This is a genomic window from Bradyrhizobium sp. B025, from assembly GCF_042257955.1.
GTDB classification, from domain to species: Bacteria; Pseudomonadota; Alphaproteobacteria; order Rhizobiales; family Xanthobacteraceae; genus Bradyrhizobium; species Bradyrhizobium diazoefficiens.
This window is the reverse complement of the sequence record NZ_CP170150.1, coordinates 2,748,786-2,774,611: the sequence shown is the minus strand read 5'-3', so window position 1 is coordinate 2,774,611 and position 25,826 is coordinate 2,748,786. Positions and strand designations below refer to the sequence as shown.

26 protein-coding genes are annotated in these 25,826 nt (G+C 65.0%); 11 read left to right on the top strand and 15 right to left on the bottom strand.

Annotation, left to right across the window (positions count from 1 at the left end):
• Window positions 1–252: 252 nt before the first annotated feature.
• The 3 genes from ACE10W_RS12735 (at window position 253) to ACE10W_RS12725 (ending at window position 1,882) form a co-directional block, all read left to right on the top strand.
• Window positions 253–810: a thiamine pyrophosphate-binding protein gene (locus ACE10W_RS12735; protein WP_028172200.1), complete on the top strand. Its 558-nt coding sequence runs from the start codon at window positions 253–255 to the stop codon at window positions 808–810.
• Between the two features lie 10 nt (window positions 811–820).
• Window positions 821–1,429: a thiamine pyrophosphate-dependent enzyme gene (locus tag ACE10W_RS12730; RefSeq protein WP_304551888.1), complete on the top strand. Its 609-nt coding sequence runs from the start codon at window positions 821–823 to the stop codon at window positions 1,427–1,429.
• Between the two features lie 75 nt (window positions 1,430–1,504).
• Complete coding sequence (locus tag ACE10W_RS12725; RefSeq protein WP_028172202.1) at window positions 1,505–1,882, top strand: VanZ family protein; 378 nt, start codon at window positions 1,505–1,507, stop codon at window positions 1,880–1,882.
• Between the two features lie 39 nt (window positions 1,883–1,921).
• Here ACE10W_RS12725 and ACE10W_RS12720 read toward each other — a convergent pair whose 3' ends face one another.
• From ACE10W_RS12720 to ACE10W_RS12670, 11 genes are all read right to left on the bottom strand, one after another.
• Window positions 1,922–2,305, bottom strand: a complete 384-nt coding sequence (locus ACE10W_RS12720; RefSeq protein ID WP_028172203.1) for a DUF1236 domain-containing protein — start codon at window positions 2,303–2,305, stop codon at window positions 1,922–1,924.
• A gap of 114 nt (window positions 2,306–2,419) precedes the next feature.
• Window positions 2,420–3,307 (bottom strand): 2-hydroxy-3-oxopropionate reductase, encoded by an 888-nt coding sequence (locus ACE10W_RS12715; RefSeq protein ID WP_011085952.1) that lies wholly within the window; start codon window positions 3,305–3,307, stop codon window positions 2,420–2,422.
• Between the two features lie 209 nt (window positions 3,308–3,516).
• Window positions 3,517–4,302 (bottom strand): hydroxypyruvate isomerase, encoded by a 786-nt coding sequence (gene hyi, locus ACE10W_RS12710; RefSeq protein WP_304551884.1) that lies wholly within the window; start codon window positions 4,300–4,302, stop codon window positions 3,517–3,519.
• Between the two features lie 11 nt (window positions 4,303–4,313).
• Window positions 4,314–6,104 carry a glyoxylate carboligase gene (gcl, locus tag ACE10W_RS12705; RefSeq protein WP_011085950.1) on the bottom strand — a complete coding sequence of 597 codons (1,791 nt, stop codon included), beginning with the start codon at window positions 6,102–6,104 and terminating at the stop codon, window positions 4,314–4,316.
• A gap of 152 nt (window positions 6,105–6,256) precedes the next feature.
• The gene (locus ACE10W_RS12700) at window positions 6,257–8,059 is read right to left on the bottom strand and encodes an adenine deaminase C-terminal domain-containing protein (protein WP_304551882.1); all 1,803 of its coding nucleotides are present in this window, start codon (window positions 8,057–8,059) and stop codon (window positions 6,257–6,259) included.
• Between the two features lie 85 nt (window positions 8,060–8,144).
• A complete protein-coding gene (locus ACE10W_RS12695) occupies window positions 8,145–8,942 on the bottom strand; it encodes an NYN domain-containing protein (protein ID WP_011085948.1) in 798 nt (265 codons plus the stop codon).
• A 54-nt stretch (window positions 8,943–8,996) separates the two neighbouring features.
• On the bottom strand, window positions 8,997–10,496 hold the full coding sequence (locus ACE10W_RS12690) for a tripartite tricarboxylate transporter permease (RefSeq protein ID WP_161535723.1): 1,500 nt from the start codon (window positions 10,494–10,496) through the stop codon (window positions 8,997–8,999).
• Window positions 10,496–10,981 (bottom strand): tripartite tricarboxylate transporter TctB family protein, encoded by a 486-nt coding sequence (locus ACE10W_RS12685; RefSeq protein WP_304551880.1) that lies wholly within the window; start codon window positions 10,979–10,981, stop codon window positions 10,496–10,498. The genes ACE10W_RS12690 and ACE10W_RS12685 overlap by 1 nt, the downstream gene beginning before the upstream one ends.
• Window positions 10,978–11,937, bottom strand: coding sequence for a tripartite tricarboxylate transporter substrate binding protein (locus tag ACE10W_RS12680; protein WP_304551879.1), 960 nt, complete (start codon window positions 11,935–11,937; stop codon window positions 10,978–10,980). Before ACE10W_RS12680 ends, ACE10W_RS12685 begins: the two co-directional genes overlap by 4 nt.
• A gap of 113 nt (window positions 11,938–12,050) precedes the next feature.
• Window positions 12,051–12,893 (bottom strand): IclR family transcriptional regulator, encoded by an 843-nt coding sequence (locus ACE10W_RS12675; RefSeq protein ID WP_028172212.1) that lies wholly within the window; start codon window positions 12,891–12,893, stop codon window positions 12,051–12,053.
• 164 nt (window positions 12,894–13,057) lie between these two features.
• Complete coding sequence (locus tag ACE10W_RS12670) at window positions 13,058–15,187, bottom strand: acetate--CoA ligase family protein (RefSeq protein ID WP_038966065.1); 2,130 nt, start codon at window positions 15,185–15,187, stop codon at window positions 13,058–13,060.
• Window positions 15,188–15,520: 333 nt separating this feature from the next.
• Here ACE10W_RS12670 and ACE10W_RS12665 point away from each other — a divergent pair, with 333 nt between their 5' ends.
• From ACE10W_RS12665 to ACE10W_RS12650, 4 genes are all read left to right on the top strand, one after another.
• Window positions 15,521–16,216, top strand: coding sequence for a GntR family transcriptional regulator (locus tag ACE10W_RS12665; protein ID WP_161537124.1), 696 nt, complete (start codon window positions 15,521–15,523; stop codon window positions 16,214–16,216).
• Between the two features lie 60 nt (window positions 16,217–16,276).
• Window positions 16,277–18,010 carry an oxalyl-CoA decarboxylase gene (oxc, locus tag ACE10W_RS12660; RefSeq protein WP_028172215.1) on the top strand — a complete coding sequence of 578 codons (1,734 nt, stop codon included), beginning with the start codon at window positions 16,277–16,279 and terminating at the stop codon, window positions 18,008–18,010.
• Between the two features lie 65 nt (window positions 18,011–18,075).
• Window positions 18,076–19,353 (top strand): formyl-CoA transferase, encoded by a 1,278-nt coding sequence (frc, locus tag ACE10W_RS12655; RefSeq protein ID WP_011085940.1) that lies wholly within the window; start codon window positions 18,076–18,078, stop codon window positions 19,351–19,353.
• A 359-nt stretch (window positions 19,354–19,712) separates the two neighbouring features.
• A complete protein-coding gene (locus tag ACE10W_RS12650) occupies window positions 19,713–19,895 on the top strand; it encodes a hypothetical protein (RefSeq protein WP_028172216.1) in 183 nt (60 codons plus the stop codon).
• A gap of 42 nt (window positions 19,896–19,937) precedes the next feature.
• Here the strand turns inward: ACE10W_RS12650 and ACE10W_RS12645 are convergent, their stop codons facing one another.
• From ACE10W_RS12645 to ACE10W_RS12635, 3 genes are all read right to left on the bottom strand, one after another.
• On the bottom strand, window positions 19,938–20,162 hold the full coding sequence (locus ACE10W_RS12645) for a hypothetical protein (protein ID WP_011085939.1): 225 nt from the start codon (window positions 20,160–20,162) through the stop codon (window positions 19,938–19,940).
• Between the two features lie 157 nt (window positions 20,163–20,319).
• Window positions 20,320–20,562 carry a hypothetical protein gene (locus ACE10W_RS12640; RefSeq protein WP_028172217.1) on the bottom strand — a complete coding sequence of 81 codons (243 nt, stop codon included), beginning with the start codon at window positions 20,560–20,562 and terminating at the stop codon, window positions 20,320–20,322.
• A 98-nt stretch (window positions 20,563–20,660) separates the two neighbouring features.
• A complete protein-coding gene (locus ACE10W_RS12635; RefSeq protein ID WP_011085938.1) occupies window positions 20,661–20,870 on the bottom strand; it encodes a cold-shock protein in 210 nt (69 codons plus the stop codon).
• Window positions 20,871–21,236: 366 nt separating this feature from the next.
• On the opposite strand from ACE10W_RS12635, the gene ACE10W_RS12630 reads away from it, so the two are divergent.
• Window positions 21,237–21,434: a hypothetical protein gene (locus ACE10W_RS12630; protein WP_028172218.1), complete on the top strand. Its 198-nt coding sequence runs from the start codon at window positions 21,237–21,239 to the stop codon at window positions 21,432–21,434.
• Between the two features lie 270 nt (window positions 21,435–21,704).
• Window positions 21,705–22,148 (top strand): SRPBCC family protein, encoded by a 444-nt coding sequence (locus ACE10W_RS12625; RefSeq protein ID WP_038965703.1) that lies wholly within the window; start codon window positions 21,705–21,707, stop codon window positions 22,146–22,148.
• A 161-nt stretch (window positions 22,149–22,309) separates the two neighbouring features.
• Here the strand turns inward: ACE10W_RS12625 and ACE10W_RS12620 are convergent, their stop codons facing one another.
• Window positions 22,310–23,641: an Hsp70 family protein gene (locus ACE10W_RS12620; protein WP_304551874.1), complete on the bottom strand. Its 1,332-nt coding sequence runs from the start codon at window positions 23,639–23,641 to the stop codon at window positions 22,310–22,312.
• Window positions 23,642–23,984: 343 nt separating this feature from the next.
• On the opposite strand from ACE10W_RS12620, the gene ACE10W_RS12615 reads away from it, so the two are divergent.
• Both ACE10W_RS12615 and oxlT read left to right on the top strand, forming a co-directional pair.
• Window positions 23,985–24,122, top strand: a complete 138-nt coding sequence (locus ACE10W_RS12615) for a hypothetical protein (protein WP_165448147.1) — start codon at window positions 23,985–23,987, stop codon at window positions 24,120–24,122.
• A gap of 247 nt (window positions 24,123–24,369) precedes the next feature.
• Window positions 24,370–25,656: an oxalate/formate MFS antiporter gene (gene oxlT / locus ACE10W_RS12610; protein WP_011085934.1), complete on the top strand. Its 1,287-nt coding sequence runs from the start codon at window positions 24,370–24,372 to the stop codon at window positions 25,654–25,656.
• The last annotated feature ends 170 nt before the right edge of the window (window positions 25,657–25,826 follow it).

Genomic DNA, 25,826 nt, shown 5'->3' with positions numbered 1-25,826 from the left:
TCTCTCGAGGAGGCCCACAAGGTCAGCGCGGCGCGCGCCCGTCCATGCCTTCCTCCCAATTTCTCATTGTCGCCGCTTATGACATGGCGGTGCCGGCCACGGCAGGCCGCCTGGCGCAGATCACGGTGCCGGCCCGGACATGTTGACAATCCCGCGGCCTGCGTCAAGTTCGGCGGATCGCCGCGACGGCCAGGGCAATGGCAAAGACCAAGAAGCATGCGCGGCCCAAGGAATACGCCAAGGGAGAGCGCAATGGCGATTGCGGAACAGCAGACCTCGACGCAGGGGTCCGGCGACGGGAGCTGGCACGGCATCGTCCTGCAGACCTTGAAGCGGAACGAGATCAGCCTGATCCCTTACGTGCCCGACCGCGTGCTCACGCCGCTGATCAAGAACCTGCATGCCGATCCCTTCTTCACCACCTTCGCCACCGCCCGCGAGGAGGAAGCCGTCGGCATCGTCTCGGGCGCCTGGATGGGCGGACGGCGCGGCGCGGTGCTGATGCAGACCTCGGGCTTTGCGACGCTCGCCAACGTGCTCGCCTCGCTCGCGGTGCCCTACCAGATCCCGCTGATCATGTTCGTGTCCGAGCGCGGCACGCTCGGCGAGTTCAACTACGGCCAGTCGCTGGTCTGCCGCACCATGCGCCCGGTGCTGGATTCGCTGGCGCTGGAGCATCACACCATCACCCGGCTCGACGAGCTTGAATTCATCGCCGACCGCTCGATCAAGCAAGCGATCACCACGCAAGCGCCGGTGGCCCTGATCCTCAACCCGCTGCTCACCGGCGGCAAGGTCTTCGACAAGTGAGGCCGGCCAAATGAGTTCAAACATGAACACGCGCAACACCAAGGTGATGAACCGCTTCGACGTGACTTCGCGCCTGATCGCAAAGCTCAAGCACGAGGAGGCCGTGATCGGCGGCATCGGCAATACCAATTTCGACCTCTGGGCCGCCGGCCACCGCCCGCAGAATTTCTACATGCTCGGCAGCATGGGGCTCGCCTTCCCGATCGCGCTCGGCGTTGCGCTGGCGCAGCCGGAGCGCCGCGTCTTCGCGCTCGAAGGCGACGGCTCGCTGCTGATGCAGCTCGGCGCACTCTCGACGATTGCGGCGTTGAAGCCGAAGAACCTGATCATGATCGTGATGGACAACGGCATCTACCAGATCACCGGCGCGCAGCCGACGCCGGCCGCTGACGTCGCCGATATCGTCGCCATCGCCGCCGGCTCGGGGCTCGCCAACAGCGCCTGGGCCGCCGACGAGGAGGATTTCGAGCGCCTGGTCGAGGAGGCCATGTCGGCCCCCGAGCCGAGCCTGATCGCGGTCCGCATCGACGACAAGCCGGGCGTCGGCACCACCCGGCGCGATCCCGTGCAGATCCGGGAGCGTTTCATGCAGGGCCTCGGCGTGCGCGAGCCACTTTAACGTTTCGTCATTAACTACACGGCGATCTGATCCGTAGCCCGCGCAGGCCCTGCAAAACCGTGCTAAGCGGTGCGGATGTCCATTTTGGTTCGTGCCTTTGCCTGGCTGCTCGCTGCGGCCGTTGCCTTTGCAACCCTCGGTCCGCCCGGCCTGCGCCCCCATTCCGACCTCGGCCAGGACGGCGAGCATGCGCTCGCCTTCATCCTGGTCGGGCTGGCCTTCGGCCTCGCCTATCGGAAGCGACGCCTGGCAGCGGCGGCCGTCTCGGTCATCCTGATCGGCCTGCTCGAGCTGATGCAGTTCTGGACGCCGGGACGCCATGCACGGCTGGAGGATTTTCTGGTCGATGCCGCCACCGCCTGCGCCGGCTTTGCGCTCGCAGCCGCAGCCGATTGGGTCATGACACGCCTACGCCCCAGCGTATCCGTCACAAGCGAAGGCCCCGCGGAGTGACGCTCCGCAGGGCCCGTTTTCACTCAACGCCGATGCCGGTCAGTCGATGATCTTGACGACGCGGCGCGTCCGCGGCTCGACGATGACGCGGCGGTCGTTCACGACCGCATAGCGATATTCGGTGTAGTTCGGCACGGGACGCAGCACCACGGTCGGGGGCAGCGGCTCGCCGACCACGACGCGCTCGTGGATCACGACAGAGTCATCGCGCGGGATTCCGCCCAGGATCGCATTCGGGATTTCGAGGCCGGCGCCGACGGCCGCACCGACGGTGCCGCCGACCATCGCTCCGACCGGACCACCGATATCGCCGCCCGCACGCGCGCCGTTCCTTGCGCCCTCTTCGGTCGTCGACTGAGCAAAGGCCGCACTCGACGCCAGCAGGGACGCGGCAGCCAACGAAATCGCAAGACGGGTTTTCATGCGCTTATCTCTCCAGTGATTGTCATGCACTCCCAACCCGCGGGAGCGGACCATTGTTCCGGTTCCCGCGGGACGAAAGACAGGTCAAATCTGGAGAGTGTTCCCGCGTAACGCTTACGCCGCGGCGATCTCGTGCCCCGCCATCAGTTCCAGCGCGCGCACCATCGCCGAATGATCCCAGCCCTTGCCGCCATGCGCGGTGCAGGATGAGAACAATTGCTGCGCCACCGCTGTGCTCGGCAGCGACAGTCCGAGCGAGCGAGCGCCTTCGAGCGCGAGATTGAGATCCTTCTGGTGCAGCTCGATGCGGAAGCCGGGATCGAAATTGCGCTTTACCATGCGCTCGCCATGCACTTCGAGAATCCGCGACGAGGCAAAGCCGCCCATCAGCGCCTTGCGCACCAGCGCGGGGTTCGCCCCGGCCTTCGATGCGAACAGCAGCGCTTCGCTCACCGCCTCGATCGTCAGCGCGACGATGATCTGATTGGCGACCTTCGTGGTCTGTCCGTCGCCATTGGCGCCGACATGCGTGATGTTCTTGCCCATCCTGTCGAAGATCGGCTTCATGGTGCCAAAGGCCCGCTCCGGCCCGCCGACCATGATGGTGAGGCTCGCAGCTTTCGCCCCGACCTCCCCGCCCGATACTGGCGCATCGAGATAGTCCGCACCCAGCGCCTCGATCTTCTTGGCAAACTCCTTCGTCGCCAGCGGCGAGATCGAGCTCATGTCGACGACGATCTTACCCTTGGAGATGCCGCTCGCGACGCCGTCCTTGCCGAACAGCACAGCCTCAACATGCGGCGTATCCGGCACCATGATGATGACGGCATCCGCCTCCTCCGCGACCTCCCTGCCCGACTTGCAGGCGATGCCGCCCGCCGCGATCAGCTCGGGCGACACCGGCGCAACGTCGTGCAGGAGCACGCGATGGCCCGCGGCCAGAAGATGGCCGGCCATCGGCCGTCCCATGGTGCCAAGTCCGATAAAGCCGATGTCGATCATGTCAAATCATTCCTCTTTGTTCAGGCTAAGTCGATCCGCGGGCTCGGTGCACCTCTCCCGCTTGCGGGAGAGGTGCGCGCGAAGCGCCGGGTGAGGGTTCTGTCCGCATTGGGATTATCGACGCATCTCACGAGCCCCATTGCGGAGGCCCCCCACCCCAGCCCTCTCCCGCAAGCGGGAGAGGGAGCGCACCGTGACCGTGGCTATGACTACGTCTCGAAGGTCTGCGCCGCGTGCCAGGACAGGCCTTCCAGCGTCGTGGTGCGCGGCTTGTATTCGCAGCCGATCCAGCCGCGATAGCCGATCGCGTCGAGGTGGCGGAACAGGAAGGGGTAGTTGATCTCGCCGGTGCCCGGCTCGTGACGGCCGGGATTGTCGGCAAGCTGGACGTGGGCGATCTGGGGGAGATATTCCTGCATGGTGCGGGCGAGATCGCCCTCCATGATCTGCATGTGGTAGATGTCGTACTGGATGAACAAATTGTTCGACCGCACCTCGGAGATGAGCTGCACCGCCTGCTCGGTGCCGTTGAGGTGGAAGCCGGGAATGTCGAGCGTATTGATCGGCTCGACCAGCAGCCTGATGTTCTCCCGCGCCAGCGTCGAGGCGGCAAAGCGTAGATTGCCGACCAGCGTCTCGTTGAGCTCGCGCGGATCGGCATCAACAGGCGCGATGCCGACGAGGCAGTTGAGCTGGTCGCAATCGAGCGCCTTGGCATAATCGATGGCGCGGAACACGCCGTCGCGGAATTCGGCGGTGCGGTCTGGCAGGATCGCGATGCCGCGCTCGCCCCCGGCCCAATTGCCGGCCGGTAGATTGTGCAGCACCTGCGTCAGCCCGTGGGCCTCGAGCTGCTCTCGGAGCTGCGCCTTGTCGAAATCATAGGGGAAGAGATATTCGACCCCGGCAAAGCCCGCCGCTTTCGCCGCGGCGAAGCGGTCGAGGAACGGCATCTCGTTGAAGAGCATGGTGAGGTTGGCGGCAAACTTCGGCATGATGCTGTCCCCTATTCCGCCGGCTGAAGCACGCCGGGCCGCTTGGTCCCGACCTCGTCGAGAGCCAGGTCCAGCACCTCCTCGAACTCGACGATGTTGTCGATCTCCGTCCCCATCGCGATGTTGGTGACGCGTTCGAGAATGAACTCGACCACCACGGGCACGCGGTGCTTCGCCATCAGCTCGCGCGCCGTCGCAAACGCGGCCTGCGAGTCCTTGGGATCGGTGACGCGGATCGCCTTGCAGCCGAGGCCTTCGGCGACTGCGACATGGTCGACACCATAGCCGCCGAGCTCGGGCGCGTTGATGTTCTCGAACGAGAGCTGGACGTGGTAGTCCATGTCGAAGCCGCGCTGGGCCTGGCGGATCAGGCCGAGATAGGAATTGTTCACGACGACGTGGATGTAGGGCAGGTTGAACTGCGCCCCGACCGCGAGCTCCTCGATCAGGAACTGGAAATCGTAATCGCCTGACAGCGCGACGATGTCGCGATCCGGGCAGGCCGCGCGCACGCCGAGCGCCGCGGGCAGCGTCCAGCCCAGCGGCCCCGCCTGCCCCGCATTGATCCAGTTGCGCGGCTTGTAGACGCCGAGGAACTGCGCACCCGCGATCTGCGACAGGCCGATCACGGTGACATAGGTGGTGTCGCGGCCGAATGCCTTGTTCATCTCCTCATAGACGCGCTGCGGCTTGATCGGGACATTGTCGAAATGGCTCTTGCGCAGCATCGAGCGCTTGCGATCGCGGCAGGCCGCGGGCCACGCCTGGCGCTCGCGGAGCCTGCCTGACCTCCGCCACTCCCTGGCGACGGCGACGAAGAGTTCGAGCGCGGCCTTGGCGTCCGAGACGATGCCGAGATCGGGATTGAACACCCGCCCGATCTGCGTCGGCTCGATGTCGACATGCACGAAGGTGCGGCCCTTGGTGTAGGTCTCGACCGAGCCGGTGTGGCGGTTGGCCCAGCGGTTGCCGATGCCGAGCACGAAATCCGATTCGAGCATCGTGGCGTTGCCGTAGCGGTGACTGGTCTGAAGGCCGACCATGCCGGCCATCAGCACGTGATCGTCGGGGATCGCGCCCCACCCCATCAGCGTCGGCACGACCGGCACATTGGCGATCTCGGCGAATTCGACCAGGAGGTCCGAGGCGTCCGCGTTGATGATGCCGCCGCCCGCCACGATCAGCGGCCGCTCGGCCGCGTTGAGCATCTCCAGCGCCTTCTCGACCTGCTTGCGGGTCGCGGCCGGCTTGTAAACCGGCAGCGGCTCATAGGTCTCGTCGTCGAACTCGATCTCGGCGAGCTGCACGTCGAGCGGCATGTCGATCAGCACCGGCCCCGGCCGCCCTGAGCGCATGACGTGAAACGCCTGGCTGAACACCCGCGGCACCAGCGCCGGCTCGCGCACGGTGACCGCCCATTTGGTCACGGGCTTTGCGATCGACTCGATATCGACCGCCTGAAAATCCTCCTTGTAGAGCCGCGCCCGCGGCGCCTGCCCGGTGATGCAGAGGATCGGAATCGAATCGGCGATCGCCGAATAGAGCCCGGTGATCATGTCGGTGCCGGCCGGCCCCGACGTACCGATGCAGACCCCGATATTGCCGGCCTTCGCCCGCGTATAGCCCTCGGCCATGTGCGAGGCGCCCTCGACATGACGCGCCAGGATATGGCGGATCGAGCCGCGCTTCTTCAACGCCGAGTAAAGCGGATTGATCGCGGCTCCTGGAACGCCGAAGGCAGTCGAGATGCCTTCCTTCTCCAGAATTCGCACGGCCGCATCGATAGCTCGCATCTTCGCCATATCGGACCTCGCTCAAGTTGCGTCAGCGAGCGAGATCATCGGGCGCGCAAGGTGCGATCTCAACGAGATCGATTTTATTTTCCACGATGCGGCAGCCGTGGAAAAATCGTGGGCGTGTCAATCAGTTAGATCGAGATATCCGTGAAAGCGCTTCACTCGAACAGCGGCGCCAGCTCCATCTGCGGCACCAGCACGAGGCCCTTGTCGGTGATGCGAATTTCCGGAATGACCGATAGCGGAATCAGATTGAAGCCCATGTAGGGGATGGTGCAACCGGCTTCCGCCCATTCCTTCTTCAGCACCTTGACCTCCTCGGCCACCTCCGTGACACGCTTGTCGGACAACAGCCCCGCGATCGGCAGCGGCACCAGCGCTCTCACCTTGCCGTCGGCGACGACGCAGACAGCGCCCTGGTGCTCCTTGATCGCCGCGATCGCGACCTGCATGTCGGGTTCGTTGGTTCCGGCAACGATGATGTTGTGGCTGTCGTGCCCGACGCTGGAGGCGACCGCACCACGCTTCAGGCCAAAATCCTTCAGCAGGCCATAGGCGACATTGCCGGCCGATTTGCCGTGGCGCTCGACGACGGTGACGAAGCACAGGCCGTAGCGTGCGAACAGCGTCGGCCAGTCCTTGGCCGGCTCGATTGCGACTTTCTCGTGGATCAAGGTGATGCCCGGCAGCGCGGTCTTGATGGCGTTGACGGTGCAGGCTTTCGCCGGCAGCTCCGGCGTCAGCTTGACCTTCTCCGGGAGCTTCACGGTCGCATAGGCCGCCTTCGGATATTGATAGCGCTGCGACAGCGCCTGATCGAGCCGAGGCGTGATCTTGCCGTGCTCGACCACAAGCTCGCCGCCATACCAGGTGCATTGCGGCTTGAGCTGATCGTCCATCAGCACGAGATCGGCGCGGCGGCCGCCACCGAGCCCGCCGATATCGCCCTCCATGCCGAAGCGGGTGGCGCCGTGCAGCGAGCCCATCGACCAGGCCTGTTCGGGCGACATGCCCGCCTTCACCGCCTCGCGCACCACCCAGTCGAGGCCGAACAGCAGGAGATCGTCGGCGTCGCGGTCGTCGGTGCACACGGCGGTGCGCTTGTGCGAGGCCCCGAGCTCGGTGATCGTCCGGATCGCCTGCGGCAGCGAGTGCCAGGGCGTGGTCGGCGGGCCACCGCGCAGGAACACCCAGACGCCGGCGTCGAGCAGATCGTCGGCGATGTCGCGGTCGATCGCCTCATGGGTGTCGGTGACGCCGCTCGCCGCATAGGCCGCGACGAACTCGCGGCCATAGACGTGACCGGACACCGGCCGGCCGCGCTTCAAGGCGGCGGCGAGGATGGCGTGGCTGCGCTCGTCGCCCATCGTGACGGGCACGAAATCCATCTTCTCGCCGAGCGCCACCGCCTCGGGCCAACGGTCGAACAGGCCGGCGATCTTGTCCGGCGTGAGGTCGCCACCCGCGGTCTCAAGCTCCGCCGACGTGGCCGGGACGGTCGACGGCACCGTCAAAAAGATCGACAGCGGCGCCTCGCGCGCGTCCTCCAGCATCGCCTCGACGCCGGCGACGTCCATGACGTTGCCGATCTCGTGGCTGTCGCAGAAGATCGTGGTGGTGCCGTTGAGGAGTGCTGCCTCGGCATAGGCACAGGCCGTCACCATCGAGGATTCGATGTGGATATGCGGATCGACCAGCCCCGGCGCGATGATGCCGCCGGCCGCGTCGTAGAGGGCAACGCCGCTCCACGCCTTCTTGGCCGTTCCAGCCGGCTTGACCGCGGCGACACGGCCGCCGGTGATCCAGACCTCGCGGTTCGCGTGGATGCGCTCCGAATAGGTCGAAAGCACCCGGCCCCCGGTGACCACGAGATCCGGCGCGACGCGCGCGGAGGCGACATCGGCCAGCCGCCGGGTCATCGAATGCAGCGGTGCGACGGCGAAGCGGGTAAGTCTGGTCATCGGGACCCTCGCGTGGCGTTACGGCCCACCGATGGTTACGCCCCGCGCCATAGCGGGCAAGCGCAAATATAACGGCAGGCCCTGCTTACGCCTTAGGCGCCGAGCCGCCCGTCGCCGCCCTTGCAGGCCTGCGCGGGTTCCGCCTTCTCGGCGGCGCTGCGGCAGCGGGCTTGACTCGAATCCGCATCGAGCGGCCCTTTGACTCGTCGATCTCGAACGAGTTCGTCTTGCGCACGAGGTCGCTCAGCTTGCGGAACCCGAACGTCCTCGGATCGAAATCGGACGCCAGATTGGCGAGCTGCCGCCCGACTTCCCCGAGCGCGACCCAGCCGTCCTCGCTCTCCATCTGGGTGATGACCTTCTTGATGATGGGGGTCGCTGCATCAAGCGGCTGAAGCGACGTCGATCTTGCGGCGGCGTCCTGGTTGGTCGTCGGGGCGGCAAGCAGGTTCTCGGTGTAGACGAACCTTCGGCAGGCCTGCCTGAAGCTTTCCGGCGTCTTCTGCTCGCCGAACCCGAAGACGTCGACGCCCTGTTCCCGGATGCGGGCGGCCAGACGGGTAAAGTCGCTGTCGGATGACACCAGGCAGAAGCCGTCGAACCGGCCGCTGTGGAGCAGGTCCATGGCGTCGATGACCAGGGTGATGTCGGACGCGTTCTTTCCCGTCGTATAGGCGAATTGCTGCTGCGGGATGATGGCGTGCTTCGACAGAATATCAGCCCACCCCTTGGACCGCGAGCTGGAGAAGTCGCCATAGATGCGGCGAACGCTGGCCTCGCCGATCTTGGCAATCTCCTCGAACAGGCCATCCGCGATCTTTGCGGAGGCGTTGTCGGCATCGATCAGGACGGCGAGACGGGGCGAGCGGAGTTCCGACGGCATGGCGTTTCCTCAACGAGCTGGGCGCAGCATTCAAGGACGCGCGCGCCGGGACGGCTAGTCCTCATTCGCCTTGAAGCGCCCCATCCCCTTCAGCACGAACGGGGCCAGCAGCGCAACCAGCGCGATGACGAGCAGCGTCGCCGAGATCGGACTCTGGAGCAGCGTCATGGGATCGCCGAGGCTGATCGCAAGCGCTCTGCGCAACTGGCTCTCGGCGATCGGGCCGAGGATCAGGCCGACGACGACGGGCGCGATCGGAAAGTCGAACCGGCGCATCAGGAAGCCCAGCACGCCGAAGCCCGCCAGCATCGACAATTCGACCACCGACGGCTTGGCCGCGATGGTGCCCATGGTCGCGAACACGAGGATGCCGGCATAGAGCCACGGCTGCGGGATCGCGAGCAGCCGCACCCACAGCCCGACCAGCGGCAGGTTGAGCACCAGCAGCATGCAATTGGCGATGAAGAGGCTCGCGATCAGGCCCCACACGAGGTCCGGCCGCTCGGCGAACAGCAGCGGCCCCGGATTGAGGCCGTATTGCTGGAAGCCCGCCAGCATCATCGCGGCCGTCGCCGAGGTCGGCAAACCCAGCGTCAGGAGTGGCACCAGCGTTCCGGCGGCCGAGGCGTTGTTGGCGGCCTCCGGTCCTGCGACGCCTTCGATCGCGCCCTTGCCGAATTCTTCCGGGTGCTTCGTCAGCCGTTTCTCGGTCGAATAGGACAGGAAGGTCGGGATCTCCGCGCCGCCCGCCGGCAGCGCACCGATCGGGAAGCCGAACATGGTGCCGCGCAGCCACGGCTTCCACGACCGCTTCCAGTCTTCCTTCGTCATCCACAGCGAGCCGCGCACCGGCTCGAGCTTCTCCTCGGTGTGGTGACGACGCGATGCGACGTAGAGCGCCTCGCCCACCGCGAACAAACCGACCGCAAGCGTCGTCACCTCGACGCCGTCGAGCAGCTCGGGGACGCCGAACGCGAGCCGGGCCTGACCGGTCAGCTTGTCGATGCCGACGAGGCCCAGCGTCAGGCCGATGAACAGGCTGGTGAGGCCGCGGATCGGGGAATCGCCGAAGGTCGCCGACACCGTGACGAAGGCGACGCACATCAGCGCGAAATAGTCCTCGGGGCCGAAGCGCACGGCGAAATCGACCAGCCACGGCGCGAGAAAGGCGAGCCCGATGGTGGCGATGGTGCCGGCGACAAAGGAGCCGATCGCGGAGGTCGCGAGCGCCGGCCCGCCGCGGCCGGCCTTGGCCATCTTGTTGCCCTCGAGCGCGGTCGCCATCGAGGCGCTCTCGCCGGGCGTGTTGATCAGGATCGCGGTGGTCGAGCCGCCATACATGCCGCCATAATAGATGCCGGCAAACATGATCAGCGAGCCGCCGGGATCGAGCTTGTACGTCACCGGCAAGAGCAGCGCGACCGTCAATGCCGGGCCGATGCCGGGCAGCACGCCGACGGCGGTGCCCAGGAATACGCCGATCAGCGCATAGAGCAGATTCATCGGCTGGACGGCGACCGCCATGCCGTGCGCCAGCGCGGCGAAGGTGTCCATCACAGCAGTCGCTCCAGGGGGCCGGCGGGAAGGCTCAGCGTCAACAGCCGGTCGAACGCGAGATAGATGAGGGTCGACATCACGAGCGCGATGACGGAATCGACAAGGACGGCACGGCGTCCGAACGCCGCCGACGTCGTGACGAACAGCGCCGACGTCGCCAGGATGAAGCCACCGCCGAAGCCGATGATGGCGATCAGCAGCGCAAGGCCGGCGAGGATCAAGACCACAGGCACGGGATCGGCGCTCTCGCGCGCCGGCAGGTTGCCGCGCAGCGCGTCGACGAGATTGCCGATCGCGAGCAGCGCGAGGCCGGTGGCGATCACCACCGGCATCGCCTCCGGCCCCATCCCGTACATCGTGGTGGATTGCAGGCCGCGCGCGTCCCAGACCAGCACCGCGGCAAGACCTGCGAGCAGTGCAGCGATGACGATGCCGGCGCGATCGACGCGCCGCGGCGGCTGGGCGGGATCGCCTGAGGTCATGACTTGACCAGGCCGACCGACCTCAGCACGTCGGTGACGCGCACCGTTTCCTTCTTCAGGAAGTCGGCGAAAGCGTCGCCGCCGAGATAGGCGTCCTCCCAGCCCTTTTGCTTGAGGATGTCCTTCCAGGCGTCCGACTTCACCATCTTCTCGACCGCATCGCTCAAGGTCTTGCGCTGCTCCGCGGTGATGCCGGGAGGCGCGACCACCGAGCGCCAGTTGGCGATCACGAGGTCGATGCCCTGCTCCTTGAAGGTCGGGATGTCGCTGCCCGCGATGCGCTTCTCCGAGGTCACGCCGATTGCGCGCAGCTTGCCGGATTTGATCTGCCCTTCATATTCGCTCATCCCCGAAATGCCCGCGGTGACCTTGCCGCCGAGGATCGCCGCCAGAGACTCGCCGCCGCCGGAGAACGGGATGTAGTTGATCTTCTTCGCATCGGCGCCGGCGAACAGTGCCGCCATGACATGGTCGACGCCGCCGGCCGAGCCGCCGGCGAAGGTCACCTTGGCGATATCGGCCTTCACCGCAGCGGCGAGATCCTGCGCCGTCTTGATCGGCGAATTCGCGGGCACCACGATCACCTGGATTTCCTCGGTGAGGCGCGCGATCGGCGTCACCTGCTCGAGCGTCACCGGCGACTTGTTCATGGCGAGCGCGCCGACCATGACGAAGCCGTTGACCATCAGCTGGTTGCCGTCGCCCTTGGCGCCGTTGACGAACTGCGCGATGCCGACGCTGCCGCCGGCGCCGGGAACGTTGGTGACCTGCACGCTGCGCGCGACGCCCGCGGCGACAAGCGCCTGCTGCATCGAGCGCGCGGTCTGGTCCCAGCCCCCGCCCGGTGCCGCCGGCGCCATCAGCTTGAGCTCGAGCTGCTGGGCAAGGCTCGGCGTGGCTGCCGCCAGGGTCAGCGCAACGGCTGCGCCGACAAGGCGCGCGGGAAATCGAAACATGAGGGCATTCTCCAGGCTCGTGCGGACGTTGCTGATCAGCTGCCGCATTGTGTCGTTTGGTCGCATATCAGCCAAAACGGCCGATGCTGTCCAGCGACGGCGCCGGTGTTCCTTCAGCGGGAGTTCGGCATCACCCCGCCGAGCGCGACCGTCAGCTCACCGGCGACATCGCGCACAATTCGCCCGATTTCCGGCAGCCTGTCGTCGGTCAGACGGCTGGTCATGCCGGAGACGGAGATCGCCGCCAGCGGCTCGGCGCAGTCGTTGTAGACGACTGCGGCAATACAGCGCAGGCCCATGCAGGCCTCTTCGTCATCGATCGCAAAGCCCTGCTTGCGGATCGTCGCGAGCTCCTTGAACAGGTCGCTCGGCCGCACGATCGATTTCTCGGTCAGGCGTGGCATGCCGTGATGGCGGATGACGGCGCCGACGTCCTCGTCGGAATAGGTTGCGAGCACCGCCTTGCCGACGCCCGACGTCACCATGGCGACGCGGCCGCCGACCTGGGTCAGCGAGCGCATGATCTCGCGGCTCTCCATGCGGGTCAGCACGATGATGAACTCGTCGTCGACGACGGCGAGATTGGCGGTCTCGCGGGTGAGATCGCGCAGCTTGCGCAAATAGGGAATCGCCTGCGTGGAGAAATTACGCCGCCGGGCAAAGCTCGCGCCCACCGTGAAGCCGCGCACCCCGACATGCCATTTGGATTCGGCGCGGTCGAACTGCACGAAGCGGCGGCTTTCGAGCGTTGCCAGCAGGCGGTGGACGGTGGAGGCCGACAGGCCGGTGCGCACGGCGAGATCGCTGAGGCGATAGCCCTCGTCGTCTTCGGCCAGCGTCTCGAGGATCGACAGCGCGCGGTCGACGGACTGCACGCCGCCGTCGCGTGCGTCATGGTCGGCCTCCGAAGGCGACCTGGGCTCGAGCGATTTGCGCCGGATCACGTTCTTGCTCATCGCGACCTGCCGCTTGTGCATCCGTCATTCCGGGATGGTGCGCCGGGACTGCGCGCAGCGCGGGCCTGGCGTACCAGACCCGGAATCTCGAGATCCTCAGGTGCGCAAGTGCGCACCATAGTTCGACGCTTCGCGTCGCCCCGGGATGACGTCAGAGATAACGCTCAGAGCAGCCCTGCCCCGCGCGCCCACTTGTACTTGGCACCCAGGACCTCGACCGGCAGTTCGGTCGAATAGGCGTAGGCCGGGATGCCGTTCTGGTAGAGATATTCGGCGGCTTCCTCGACCTCGACGTCGCCGGCGAGCGAGGCCACAATCGGCTTCACGAAGCCCTTGGCCTCCATCTCCTTCTTCACCTCGACCATGTTGCGGGCGAACACCATCGGCGGGGTGACGATGGTGTGCCAGTAGCCGAGGATCAGCGAATGGATGCGCTCGTCCGACAGGCCGAGCTTCACCGTGTTGACGTAGGTGATCGGCGGCTCGCCACCGGTGATATCCACAGGATTTCCGGCGGCTCCAAACGGCGGGATGAACTTGCGGAAGGCCGCATCCAGATCCGGCGGCATCGACATCAGCGACAGGCCGTTGTCGACGCAGGAGTCCGACAGCAGCACGCCCGAGCCGCCCGCACCGGTGATGATCAGCACGTTCTCGCCCTTCGGCGTCGGCAGCACCGGCACGCCGCGGGCGAATTCGAGCAGCTGGCGCAAGCTGCGGGCGCGGATCACGCCGGACTGCGCCAGGACGTCCTCGTAGATCTTGTCGTTACCGGCGAGCGCGCCGGTGTGCGAGGACGCCGCCTTGGCGCCGGCCGAGGTGCGGCCGGCCTTGAGCACGACGACCGGCTTCTTCTTGGAGACGCGCTTGGCGGCTTCCGCGAAGGCGCGGCCGTCCTTGAGGTCCTCGCAGTGCTGCGCGATCAGGTTGGTGTTGGGATCCTGCTCGAAGAAGGCGAGCAGATCGTCCTCGTCGATGTCGGACTTGTTGCCGAGGCCGACGATCGCCGAAACGCCCATCTTGGCCGAACGCGAGAAGCCGATGATGGCCATGCCGATGCCGCCCGACTGCGACGACAGCGCCGCGTGGCCCTTGACGTCGTAGGCGGTGCAGAAGGTCGCGCAGAGATTGGCGGGCGTATAGTAGAAGCCGTAGATGTTCGGCCCCATCAGGCGGATGTCGTACTTCTTGCCGACCTCGACGATCTCGGCCTGCAACTCCGGCGCGCCGGCCTCGGCGAAGCCCGAGGGGATCAGCACCGCACCCGGAATTTTCTTCTCGCCGCATTCGGTCAGCGCAGCAGCCACGAACTTCGCGGGAATCGCGAACACCGCCGTGTCGATCACACCCGGCACGTCCTTGACGCTCTTGTAGGCCTTGTAGCCGAGGATCTCGGTGGCCTTGGGATGGATCGGATAGATGTCGCCCTTGTAGCCGCCGTTGATGAGGTTTTTCATCACGGAGTTGCCGATCTTGCCGTCCTCGGCGGAGGCGCCGACCACGGCGACCGCCTTCGGCTGCATGATGCGGCTCATGGCAGCTACGATCTCTTCGGTCGGGCGCGGCTTCGGCTTGGGCACATAGGCGAAGTCGACGACGATGCGCACGTCGGCCGCAATCGCGCTCTTCGCCGTCGCGAACACCGGATTGAGGTCGAGCTCGACGATTTCCGGGAAATCGGTGACGAGCTGCGAGACCTTGACGATGACGTCGGCAAGCGCCGTGCGGTTCACGGGCTCGCCGCCGCGCACGCCCTTCAGGATCTCATGGGCCTGGATGCCGTCGAGCATCGAGAGCGCGTCTTCCTTGGTCGCGGGCGCGAGGCGGAAGGTGATGTCCTTCAGCACTTCGACCAGCACGCCGCCGAGGCCGAAGGCTACCAGCTTGCCGAACGAGCCGTCGGTGATCGAGCCGACGATGACCTCGGTGCCGCCGGCTAGCATCTGCTGCACCTGGACGCCCTCGATCTTGGCATCGGCCTTGTACTTCTTGGCGTTGCCGAGAATGGTCTCGTAGGCCTTCTCGGCATCCTCCGCCGTCTTGAGGCCGACGATGACGCCGCCGGCTTCGGTCTTGTGGAGAATGTCCGGCGAGACGATCTTCATCACGACCGGGAAGCCCATCGAGGCAGCCATCTTGCCGGCCTCGCCCGCCGACCTTGCCACGCCCTCCTTCGGCACCGGAATGCCGTAGGCGTCGCAGACCAGCTTGCCTTCCGGCGCCGTCAGGCTCGTGCGGTTGTCCGCCTTGACCTGGTCGAGCACCTTGCGGACGGCATCTTTGGAATTGGACATGTGGCTTCTCCCTTGACCTGGTTCGTTCTTTGCAAAGCGCGCGTATTGCGGCTGCCCGTGATGCTTGCCATTCGCCGCGCTCTGTTCCATGCGGCGGAACGGAGTGGCATACTCCGCCCGCTTGGATCAAAAATGGCTGGCGATGGCATTTGGTATGCCAGAAGCCAATTTGTCAAGCTGCGGCGCCCCCTGGAACGCCGCAAAAAATAGGCAGCTTGACATTCTGGCATGTGGTATGCCAAAAACTTTCCCGTTAATAATCCTGTAAAAGACGACTCCCACTGGAGGAGATTCGTCGTGTCACTGCGGAAACCAACCAAGGCGTTGCCGAACATGGCCGAGGCAGATATCGCAATCGTTCGTATTGCCCCGGAGAGCAGCTTCAAGAACAAGGCGTATGACGCCTTGAAGGAAGCCATCCTCAAGATGGACATCTACTCGACGCCCGAGCCGGTGATGCTCGACGAGCGCGCGCTGTCCGAGCGCCTGGGTGTCAGCCGCACACCGATCCGCGAAGCGATCGCGATGCTCGAGCAGGACGGATTCGTGAAGACGGTTCCGCGCCGCGGCATCATGGTGGTGCGCCGGACCAAGAGCGAGATCGTCGACATGATCCGCGCCTGGGCGGCGCTGGAGAGCATGGCGGCCCGCCTCATCACCACCACCGCGCGCAAGAAGGACATCACGGCGCTGCGCGACTTCTTCAAGGACTTCGGCAAGGACCGCCTGCCCGAGGATCACGTCGAGGAATATTCGCGCGCCAACATCGCCTTCCACCAGGCGCTGATCTCGCTGTCGGAATCCCCCGTGCTGGTCGATCTCACCAACGACCTGCTGCTGCACGTGCGCGGCTACCGGCAGCTGACCATCGGACGCAAGGACCGCACCGCGACCTCGCTGCCCGAGCATCTCGGCATGATCGAAGCACTGGAAGCGCGCGACACCGAGCTCGCCGAGAAGCGCGCCCGCGACCACACCCTTGGCCTTGCCGCTTACGTCGAAGCGCACGGTCAGGAACTCTTTACCTAGCAACGTTCACCAGAAGGGCGAAACATTCGCCCCAGTATTGAGACCAGGGAGACAAGGCCCATGCTGAACACCGCGACCAAGTCCGAGGCACCGGGCACCGAGCAGGAATTGACGGATGGCTTCCATCTCGTCATCGACGCGCTCAAGCTGAACGGCATCAACACCATCTATAATGTGCCGGGCATCCCGATCACGGACTTGGGCCGCATGGCGCAGGCCGCAGGCATTCGCGTGATCTCCTTCCGCCACGAGCAGAACGCCGGCTATGCCGCGGGCATTGCCGGCTACCTCACCAAGAAGCCCGGCGTCTGCCTCACGGTCTCCGCGCCCGGCTTCCTCAACGGTCTCACCGCGCTCGCGCACGCGACCACCAACTGCTACCCGATGATCCTGGTCTCGGGCTCCTCGGAGCGCGAGATCGTCGACCTCCAGCAGGGCGACTACGAGGAAATGGACCAGCTCGCGATTGCGAAGCCGCTGTGCAAGGCGGCCTATCGCGTGCTGCACGCCCAGGACATCGGCATCGGCTTTGCCCGCGCCATCCGCGCCGCGGTCTCGGGCCGTCCGGGCGGCGTCTATCTCGACCTGCCGGCAAAGCTGTTCGGCCAGGTGATGAACGCCGAGGCCGGCCAGAAGTCGCTGGTCAAGGTGATCGACGCAGCACCCGCGCAGATCCCCTCGCCCGCGTCGGTCAAGCGCGCGCTCGACGTGCTCAAGAGCGCAAAGCGTCCGCTCATCATCCTCGGCAAGGGCGCGGCCTACGCGCAGGCCGATGAGGAGATCAAGAGCTTCGTCGAGAAGAGCGGCGTACCGTTCCTGCCGATGAGCATGGCCAAGGGCCTCCTTCCCGACACGCATCCGCAGTGCGCCGGCGCGGCTCGCTCGACGGTGCTGAAGGAATCCGACGTCGTCATGCTGATCGGCGCGCGGCTGAACTGGCTGCTCTCGCACGGCAAGGGCAAGAGCTGGGGCGAAGCGCCCAAGAAGTTCATCCAGGTCGACATCGAGCCGCGGGAAATGGACTCCAACGTCGAGATCGTCGCGCCCGTCGTCGGCGACATCGGCTCGGTCGTCTCCGCCTTCAATCAGGCGATGGCTTCGGGCTGGACCGCCCCGCCCGCCGACTGGACCAAGGCGATTTCATCCAAGCGCGAAGAGAACGTCGCCAAGATGGCGCCGAAGCTCATGAACAACAAGTCGCCGATGGACTATCACGGCGCGCTCGGCGTGCTGAAGAACGTCATCAAGGATCACCCCGAGGCGATCCTGGTCAACGAGGGCGCCAACACGCTCGACCTCGCCCGCGGCGTCATCGACATGTACAAGCCGCGCAAGCGTCTCGACGTCGGCACCTGGGGCGTGATGGGCATCGGCATGGGCCAGGCGATTGCGGCCGCGCTGGAGACCGGCCACCCCGTGCTCGCGGTGGAAGGCGACAGCGCATTCGGCTTCTCCGGCATGGAGGTCGAGACCATCTGCCGCTACAACCTTCCGATCTGCGTCGTCATCTTCAACAATGACGGCATCTATCGCGGCACCGACGTCAACAGCGTCAACGCGGATCCCGCGACGACCGTGTTCGTCAAGGGCGCGCGCTACGACAAGATGATGGAAGCCTTCGGCGGCGTCGGCGTGAATGCCACCTCGCCCGACGAGCTCAAGCGCGCCGTCAACGAGGCGATGGCTTCACGCAAGCCGACGCTCATCAACGCGGTGATCGATCCGGCCGCAGGCTCGGAGAGCGGCCGCATCGGCAACCTCAATCCGCAGAGCGTCCTGCAGAAGAAGAAGTAAGTCCTCCCCTTCAACCCATTACTCCCTGCGGGTGCAGGGGCAGACAGAGTATACGGAGCAATACGATGACCAAAGCGCTCACGGGCGTTCGCATTCTCGACTTCACCCACGTCCAGTCCGGACCGACCTGCACGCAGCTGCTCGCCTGGTTCGGCGCCGACGTGATCAAGGTTGAACGCCCGGGCGTGGGTGACATCACCCGCGGCCAGTTGCAGGACATCCCGAACGTGGACAGCCTGTATTTCACCATGCTGAACCACAACAAGCGTTCGATCACGCTCGACACCAAGAACCCCAAGGGCAAGGAAGTCCTCACCGAGCTGATCAAGAAGTGCGACGTGCTGGTCGAAAACTTCGGCCCCGGCGTGCTCGACCGCATGGGCTTCCCCTGGGAGAAGATCCAGCAGATCAATCCGAAGATGATCGTCGCCTCGATCAAGGGCTTCGGTCCCGGACCGTACGAGGACTGCAAGGTCTATGAGAACGTCGCGCAGTGCACCGGCGGCGCCGCCTCCACCACCGGCTTCCGCGACGGCCTGCCGCTCGTGACCGGCGCGCAGATCGGCGATTCCGGCACCGGCCTGCATCTGGCGCTCGGCATCGTCACCGCGCTCTATCAGCGCACGCATTCGGGCAAGGGCCAGCGCGTCACCGCCGCGATGCAGGACGGCGTGCTCAACCTCGCCCGCGTCAAGCTGCGCGACCAGCAGCGCCTCGCCCACGGCCCGCTTAGGGAATACAGCCAGTTCGGCGAAGGCATTCCGTTCGGCGATGCCGTGCCGCGCGCCGGCAACGACTCCGGCGGCGGCCAGCCCGGCCGCATCCTGAAGTGCAAGGGCTGGGAGACCGATCCCAACGCCTACATCTACTTCATCACCCAGGCGCCGGTCTGGGAGAAGATCTGCGACGTGATCGGCGAGCCGACCTGGAAGACCGACCCGAACTACGCCAAGCCGGCGGCCCGCCTGCCGCGGCTGAACGAGATCTTCGCCCGCATCGAGCAGTGGACGATGACCAAGACCAAGTTCGAGGCGATGGAGATCCTCAACAAGGACGACATCCCCTGCGGCCCGATCCTGTCGATGAAGGAGATCGCCGAGGACCAGTCGCTGCGCGCGACCGGCACCGTGGTCGAGGTCGACCACCCCACCCGCGGCAAGTACATCTCGGTCGGCAACCCGATCAAGCTGTCGGATAGCCCCAGCGACGTGCAGCGCTCCCCGCTGCTCGGCGAGCACACCGACGAGATCCTGCGCTCCGTGCTCGGCTTCTCGGACCACCAGGTCGCCGACATCCACAAGTCCGGCGCGCTCGCCCCGCCGCAGAAGCAGGCCGCCGAGTAAGCGGTTCGACCAGAGACACGAAAGGCCGCCGGTTTCGGCGGCCTTTTTGTTGGCGGCAAGACGGACTGCATCCCGCAATCGGTACGCTTGCTGCGATGAACCAGCCGACACCGAATTGAGGATGGGTCCGGGGGAACAAATGCGGCCGCCGGCCGTTATTCTTTTGCCGGCGCGCTCCCGAAAATGCGAGCGAGCCGCCTCCACAGCGAGTGACCAAGCGCCTCGCAGAATACCTGCCCAACGCTGAAGAATTGTCCTCCTCGTCCGAGGGTGACAAGTCGACCCATCTCAGCTTGCGAGCGGGAGGCGTCGCGTCCAGCACTTGCCGGGACCACGCCCGTTGATCAAACGAGGTCGATATGTTGAGACATCAATCCTCTGATCGCGCCAAGCGTGAAGCCAACAAGGCGTTCAAGCCCGCCAACACGCACAAGCCGATGAGCGACTATGCGAAGGACCAGCACGCCCTCAACGAGAACCGTGAGCGTCTGAAGGCGGAGCGATTGGCCCGCGAGACCAAGCCGAGTGACCGCTCCGAATAGGGAGCGGCTGAAGGGGCGCGTCACGTTCGGCGCGCGCTTGGCCTATAGCATCGAGAGCACGACGATCCCGTCTTCAAGTTCGCCGGACGCCAGCCGTATCCGCGCGATACGCTCGAACTCGGTCCGGTACTTCTGAAGATAGCTGAAGGCCTGTTTCTGCGTCTGAAACGTGGTGGCAAGCCGGCACATCTGACGACCCGCGCCAAGCGCGAGGAAAAAGGTGATTGTGCCGCCGCCATCCGGCTTGATCCTAGGCACGATCCGCACTCTTTGGCATGTGACCGGCCCTCTCGGAAATGATCGTCGGCGCTATCGAGCCCGACTAGAGCCTTTCCCGTTCCGATGGAATCGGAACGGGGCTCTAGATTCTTGTTTTGACGCGTTTTCCTGCCGCGAACCGGTATCCACTTCGCTCGAAAACGCTCTAGCGCGGCGATTTCCGCGCGCGCTTCTTCGGCACAGGCGCCGGCAACGACGCGCGAATATCCGCGTCGGCCGCTTCCTTGGCCTCCCGCAACTCGCGTAGCCGCGCCATGTTCTTGCGGAGTTCGGCGGACTGCCGTTCGGCTTCCGCCATCGCGCGCGCGCCCTCTTCAGCCGCCAGGCGTTGGCGGTTGGAACGCGCGATGCCTGCGGGCGAAGGTTCTGCCGATTTCCTGGCGCTCATCTTCCACCCTGTTTGGCAACGGACAAAACCCGCTCAATCCAGGGATCGAGCGGGTCGCATGGCCGTTTCAGTATATCCGTGAAACGGCACTGGAGAGCTTAGGCCAGCGAGAGATTCTCAGCGCTGACCTTGCCCCGCATCTTGTCGGTCTTGGCCTCGAAGTTGACCTTCTGGCCCTCGGCGAGACCCGAAAGACCAGCCCGCTCGACCGCGCTGACGTGAACGAACACGTCGTTGCCGCCGTCGTCGGGCTGAATGAATCCAAAGCCCTTCTGGCCGTTAAACCACTTCACTGTACCTGTCGGCATTGTTCTTCTCCAAAGCGCGCATGCGCGTAACCCGCGTGACGCTCACGCAGAATCGATTCAATTCGTCGATGTCTCTGGAAAAAGGAGCCCGCGGGCGCATTCAACAAGGCACAGCGGCTGAACGAATGGCGACAGGCTATACCCCATCACGGTCAGTTACAAGGCTTGGACCGGATTTAATTGCGCGCCGGCTCCGGCGGAACGGTTGAAGCTCGCGACACTTCCGGGCGAACAACGTGTCTTAGTAGACATACACGCCACGGATTTGTGGGTATGCTTCCTCATCACCGCCCGGCCCGTGGCTTCTACCGGTGATGAGAACGCCAGTTGCGCTCCCGCCCCCATCCGAACAAGGGGAGCATTGTCATGGAACGGCGTCGCTTCAAACAAAGTCAAACTCTGAAACAGCGGCTCGTCAATGAGGTCGGCCGTCTGCGCGACGAGGCCCGCTTACTCCCTCCCGGCCGGCGCCGCGAGATGCTGCTGCGAAGGGTGCGGCAGGACGAGACGGCCATCCAGATCGACGCGTGGCTCAGCTCTCCGGGCCTGAGGGCGCCGACGTAACGCAGCGATATCGGGGTTTCGCGGGATAGAGCTGGTCAATTCGCCGCTATGAAAAGCCGCCCGGTCGAATCCCGCCGGAACGTCAGTGGAGATGCGTGGGCAGAATTGCGGCAACGCCGCAGGATATCGCCGCAGTGTGGAACATACGGCCAGCCCCCCTCAAAAAAATCGGGATGTCCTGTCGGGTCGACGACGTCTTGCTCGTCCTCGTATCATGAACGGGCAACAGACGTTGATGTCGCGCCCGCCAATGCAAGAGGATGAATGAACATGCCCAGCACTGTCCGCCTGCACCGCGTTCTCACGACCAGCCCCGAGAAAGTCTATCGCGCCTTCCTCGAGGCCGATGCGCTGGCAAAATGGCTTCCGCCGAACGGCTTCACCTGCACCGTGCATCATTTCGAGCCGAAGGTCGGGGGCACGTTCAAGATGTCGTTTCGGAACTTCACGACGGGCAACAGCCACGCCTTCGGCGGCGAATATCTCGAGCTCGTCCCCGGCGAACGTCTGCGCTACACTGACAAGTTCGACGACCCCAATCTGCCCGGCGAAATTCAGGTGACCGTGCTGCTGAAGAAAGTCTCGGTCGGCACCGAGGTGGACATCACGCAGGCCGGCATTCCGGACCTCATCCCACCCGAAGCCTGCTATCTCGGCTGGCAGGAATCGCTACGGAATCTCGCGAAGCTCGTCGAGCCCGACATCAAGCAATAGCAATGACTGGGTGGGGAGCTTCCTTGCGGCCGATCCTTCGAGACGCCCGCTTTGGCGGGCTCCTCAGGATGAGGTCGTGCTTCGCGGCGAAGTCTTGGTCCCTCATGGTGAGGAGCGCCGCCTCACGGCGCGACTCGAACCATGAAGGCCGAGAGGGTGCCCTACCCGCCCGCCTTCGGCGCCAGCCCACCGTCTGCGGTCCAGCGATCGGGATCTGGACTGTGGCCGATCAGCGCGAGGCCGTAGGCGATCGACTCGAACTGGTCGCCCGACATCAGCCGCTCGTTGCCGAACCGGTCGGCGAACAGCTTTCGGACGGCGGGGACGAACGATGTGCCGCCGGTCAGAAACACCTTCTCCACCTCGCGCGCGGTGATGCGGGCTTCGCCCAGCACCTTGTCGACGGTCGCCCCCAGCCTGGCGATATCGTCGGCAATCCAGGATTCAAAGTTCTTCCGGGTGATGGTCGAGCCAATGTCGACCCCGCCGCCCTTGAAGCGGAAGTCCACCTGATCCTGCGCCGACAGCGCGACCTTGGCGTTCGACACCGCGCGGTACAGCGAAAAGCCGAGGTCGAGATCGACGATGGTGATGAAATCCTCGAGCAGCTCCGGCTTCAGCGCGCTGCGCGCAAGCTCGCGGAGCTCGCGCAGATCGCCGTTGCTCTTCATCATCGCGAGCTGATGCCAGCGCGCGAGGTTGGTGTAGTGACCGCTGGGGACCGGGAGCACCTTGTCGAACGAGCGGAAGCTGGAGCCTTTGCCCAGCCGCGGCGAGACGACGTGATCGACGATGCGGTAATCGAACGTGTCGCCCGCAATGCCGATGCCGGCATGACCGAGCGGCTCGGCGCGCAAGGCGCCGCCTTTGCGCGAGAAGCGCATCACGGAGAAGTCGCTGGTACCGCCGCCGAAATCCGCGACCAATACGGTGGCATCGCGCTCCAGGCGGCGGGCGAAGGAGAACGCGGCGCCCACGGGCTCGTAGACATAGCGCGCGTGGCCGGCGCCCAGGCGCTCGAACGCGGCCCGGTAGCGCTGCATCGCCAGCGCCTCGTCGGGATTGCCGCCGGCGAAGCGCACGGGACGGCCGACCGTGATCGTTGACGTCTCGAAGCCGAACCGGTCGCCGCCATGGCGCGCCAGCGTGCGCAGGAACGCCGCCAGAATATCCTCGAACTTGTAGCGCTGCCGGAACACCTGGGTGGTGTTGAAGCTGCTGCTCGCGGCGAAGGTCTTGAACGACTGGAGGAAGCGGTAGACGTGGCGTCCTTCGAGAAACTGCTCGATCGCCCACGGGCCGCCCTCGGCCTGGGCGCCGGCTCCCGGCCGGTCCTCCCAGAAGCACAGGGCCGACACATAGACGCTGTGGCGCTGTCCGCCGTGATCGAAGCGGATGGCCTCGACCCGGCGGGCGTCCGCCGCGAGGGCGACGACCGTATTGCTGGTCCCAAAATCGATGCCGATCGAGACGGCGGGCGAGGCGCTCGACATGAACCACTCTGACAGATGATTGGAAGGGGGCAGACCACTAGCGGCTTTGACTTGCCGTGCCAAGACCCGGCCCGCGGCTTGCCCCAGCCGGAATTCGTGCCCGTGGGACGACCGTTTGTGCCAGTTGCGGCGGCAAACTGGGCATTTCGGAGCCGGCAGCTCGTTTCGACCGCCCTTCCAGCAATTTTAGGCCCGGTACGGCCCCTTTAACGGAGCATTATGCTGCAATGCGGGATGATGCATGCTGCTATGCAATGGCATGCATGGACATTGGCATCTGGTATACATAAATTCCCTTTCGAAATGAGACAGCGCTACTGACCGTCTCAAGAAAGGAATTCCGATGTCCAAGACCGCTTCCGTCGCCCTCGCCCCCTCCTCCACCCTGTTCGCGCGTTTCATGGCCGCGGTCGACCGCTTCCTGATGGCCAGCGCCGAGATCTCGAATCACAACGGCGACCTGCCGCGTTTCGGCCTGTAAGCGCGCGCTTCCTGCGCCGCGGGAGCCGCACGCCGGTTTCACAGGTGCCGACATGCTACTTTTGATGAATGGCCCCGCAGGACGGGGCCATTTCTACTTGTGCTGTCCTGAGTCACTGCCGCGGCCGGAGAAGGGTCCTGCGGCATTTGCGCACGGTGACCGGACCAGCGCTTGAACCTTGGCATAATGAATACAAGAATGCCTCTCCAGCGCTCGCAGAAAAATTAGAGGCGCCACGGGAGGCTTTATGACGGACATGGTGCAGGCAACGGCCCCTACAACCGCGCGCGTTAGCGACACGTATCGCTGGGCGCAATTGGCGATCGGTGTAGCGGCGATGGTGATGATCGCCAACTATCAATATGGCTGGACGTTCTTCGTCCCCGACATCCAGAAAAAGTTCGGCTGGGATCGCGCGTCGATCCAATGGGCCTTTACTCTCTTCGTGCTGTTCGAGACCTGGCTGGTGCCGGTCGAAGGCTGGTTCGTCGACAAATACGGTCCGCGCATCGTCGTGCTGGTCGGCGGCGTGCTCTGCGCCATGGGCTGGGCGATCAACGCACAGGCCACCACGCTCAACGGCTACTATCTCGGCATGATCATCGCGGGCATCGGCGCCGGCGGCGTCTATGGCACCTGCGTCGGCAACGCGCTGAAGTGGTTCCCGGACAAGCGCGGTCTTGCCGCGGGCATCACGGCGGCCGGCTTCGGTGCGGGCTCCGCGCTGACCGTCGCGCCGATCCAGGCCATGATCAAGGACAGCGGCTTCCAGACCACCTTCCTGTATTTCGGCCTCGGGCAAGGCCTCATCATCTGCATCCTCGCCTTCTTCCTGCTGGCGCCGAAGCCTGGCCAGGTGCCGGTCGTGGTGGCGAACGCCGCGCTGGTGCAGACGCGTCGCAACTACCAGCCGACCGAGGTGCTGCGTCAGCCGATCTTCTGGCTGATGTACTTCATGTTCGTGATCGTCGGCGCCGGCGGCCTGATGGTGACGGCCAACCTGAAGCCCATCGCGGTTGACTGGAAGGTCGACAGCGTTCCGGTGACGCTGATGGCGGTGACGATGACCGCGGTGACCTTCGCAGCCACGATCGACCGCGTGCTCAACGGCCTGACGCGTCCGTTCTTCGGCTGGATCTCCGACATGATCGGCCGCGAGAACACGATGTTCATTGCCTTCGGCATGGAAGGTGTTGGCATCTGGATGCTCTACCTCTGGGGCCACGATCCCATCTGGTTCGTGCTGCTCTCGGGCTTCGTGTTCTTCGCCTGGGGTGAGATCTACTCGCTGTTCCCCTCGACCTGCACCGACACGTTCGGCGCCAAGTTCGCGACCACCAATGCGGGCCTGCTCTACACCGCAAAGGGCACGGCCGCGCTGCTGGTTCCGATCGCCAATTACATGCAGCAGTCGTCGGGGACCTGGGACAGCGTGTTCATCATCGCAGCCGGCGCCAACATCATGGCTTCGGCGCTGGCGATCGCGGTGCTCAAGCCCTGGCGCAAGGTCGTGGTAGCGAAGTCCACGGTCTGACGCGCTTCACCACACTTCATTCCGACGGGACGCCCGGCCTCATGGCCGGGCGTTTTCGTTTTGAGGATTCGGAACCCGTGTCCGAACGGAACTGCCGATTTTGTAACGGGCGAGCCAAGATTGGGCTTGCATTCTGGGATATGGTATACCAAGCTCGCCGCCGCGCTTGC

What these genes read in the sequence shown, in the direction of transcription:
- ACE10W_RS12730 (WP_304551888.1), top strand. Translation starts at nt 821, where the DNA reads ATGAGTTCAAACATGAACACGCGCAACACCAAGGTGATGAACCGCTTC.
- ACE10W_RS12675 (WP_028172212.1), bottom strand. Translation starts at nt 12,893, where the DNA reads ATGAGCAAGAACGTGATCCGGCGCAAATCGCTCGAGCCCAGGTCGCCT.
- ACE10W_RS12725 (WP_028172202.1), top strand. Translation starts at nt 1,505, where the DNA reads ATGTCCATTTTGGTTCGTGCCTTTGCCTGGCTGCTCGCTGCGGCCGTT.
- ACE10W_RS12635 (WP_011085938.1), bottom strand. Translation starts at nt 20,870, where the DNA reads ATGCCGACAGGTACAGTGAAGTGGTTTAACGGCCAGAAGGGCTTTGGA.
- hyi (WP_304551884.1), bottom strand. Translation starts at nt 4,302, where the DNA reads ATGCCGAAGTTTGCCGCCAACCTCACCATGCTCTTCAACGAGATGCCG.
- ACE10W_RS12720 (WP_028172203.1), bottom strand. Translation starts at nt 2,305, where the DNA reads ATGAAAACCCGTCTTGCGATTTCGTTGGCTGCCGCGTCCCTGCTGGCG.
- ACE10W_RS12695 (WP_011085948.1), bottom strand. Translation starts at nt 8,942, where the DNA reads ATGCCGTCGGAACTCCGCTCGCCCCGTCTCGCCGTCCTGATCGATGCC.
- ACE10W_RS12650 (WP_028172216.1), top strand. Translation starts at nt 19,713, where the DNA reads ATGTTGAGACATCAATCCTCTGATCGCGCCAAGCGTGAAGCCAACAAG.
- oxlT (WP_011085934.1), top strand. Translation starts at nt 24,370, where the DNA reads ATGACGGACATGGTGCAGGCAACGGCCCCTACAACCGCGCGCGTTAGC.
- ACE10W_RS12700 (WP_304551882.1), bottom strand. Translation starts at nt 8,059, where the DNA reads ATGACCAGACTTACCCGCTTCGCCGTCGCACCGCTGCATTCGATGACC.
- frc (WP_011085940.1), top strand. Translation starts at nt 18,076, where the DNA reads ATGACCAAAGCGCTCACGGGCGTTCGCATTCTCGACTTCACCCACGTC.
- gcl (WP_011085950.1), bottom strand. Translation starts at nt 6,104, where the DNA reads ATGGCGAAGATGCGAGCTATCGATGCGGCCGTGCGAATTCTGGAGAAG.
- ACE10W_RS12625 (WP_038965703.1), top strand. Translation starts at nt 21,705, where the DNA reads ATGCCCAGCACTGTCCGCCTGCACCGCGTTCTCACGACCAGCCCCGAG.
- ACE10W_RS12715 (WP_011085952.1), bottom strand. Translation starts at nt 3,307, where the DNA reads ATGATCGACATCGGCTTTATCGGACTTGGCACCATGGGACGGCCGATG.
- ACE10W_RS12680 (WP_304551879.1), bottom strand. Translation starts at nt 11,937, where the DNA reads ATGTTTCGATTTCCCGCGCGCCTTGTCGGCGCAGCCGTTGCGCTGACC.
- ACE10W_RS12665 (WP_161537124.1), top strand. Translation starts at nt 15,521, where the DNA reads ATGGCCGAGGCAGATATCGCAATCGTTCGTATTGCCCCGGAGAGCAGC.
- ACE10W_RS12735 (WP_028172200.1), top strand. Translation starts at nt 253, where the DNA reads ATGGCGATTGCGGAACAGCAGACCTCGACGCAGGGGTCCGGCGACGGG.
- oxc (WP_028172215.1), top strand. Translation starts at nt 16,277, where the DNA reads ATGCTGAACACCGCGACCAAGTCCGAGGCACCGGGCACCGAGCAGGAA.
- ACE10W_RS12620 (WP_304551874.1), bottom strand. Translation starts at nt 23,641, where the DNA reads ATGTCGAGCGCCTCGCCCGCCGTCTCGATCGGCATCGATTTTGGGACC.
- ACE10W_RS12670 (WP_038966065.1), bottom strand. Translation starts at nt 15,187, where the DNA reads ATGTCCAATTCCAAAGATGCCGTCCGCAAGGTGCTCGACCAGGTCAAG.
- ACE10W_RS12690 (WP_161535723.1), bottom strand. Translation starts at nt 10,496, where the DNA reads ATGGACACCTTCGCCGCGCTGGCGCACGGCATGGCGGTCGCCGTCCAG.
- ACE10W_RS12685 (WP_304551880.1), bottom strand. Translation starts at nt 10,981, where the DNA reads ATGACCTCAGGCGATCCCGCCCAGCCGCCGCGGCGCGTCGATCGCGCC.
- ACE10W_RS12630 (WP_028172218.1), top strand. Translation starts at nt 21,237, where the DNA reads ATGGAACGGCGTCGCTTCAAACAAAGTCAAACTCTGAAACAGCGGCTC.
- ACE10W_RS12640 (WP_028172217.1), bottom strand. Translation starts at nt 20,562, where the DNA reads ATGAGCGCCAGGAAATCGGCAGAACCTTCGCCCGCAGGCATCGCGCGT.
- ACE10W_RS12615 (WP_165448147.1), top strand. Translation starts at nt 23,985, where the DNA reads ATGTCCAAGACCGCTTCCGTCGCCCTCGCCCCCTCCTCCACCCTGTTC.